A 223-nucleotide genomic window follows, 5' to 3' on the forward strand; every position below is an offset into this window, starting at 1 on the left:
AATATGCGTCGATATGAGTACGATAAGACGTTCTTGTTTTACAAAGAAATGGCCTCGCTTCTTAAGGAATTAAAGCCTTTCGAAGAGTTTGCGTGGATTAAATCTTTTGATTCAGCAGCGGCTCAGCAGGTTGCTCGCGATTTAGAAACTGCTGTTAAGAATGCTTTTTCAAAGGTTCGTTTGCAGCGCTTTCCAAAGCATAAAGTCTCATACAAAAAGAAAA

The 223-nt window shown here is 39.0% G+C and carries 1 pseudogene; it reads left to right on the forward strand.

The features are described from left to right. Positions 1–33: 33 nt before the first annotated feature. Positions 34–223, forward strand: a pseudogene (locus tag HUS61_RS21585) (RNA-guided endonuclease TnpB family protein); the annotation flags it as partial.

Origin of the sequence: Pseudoalteromonas sp. 0802, from assembly GCF_013350085.1 — a bacterium.
In the GTDB taxonomy this organism is placed as follows: domain Bacteria; phylum Pseudomonadota; class Gammaproteobacteria; order Enterobacterales; family Alteromonadaceae; genus Pseudoalteromonas.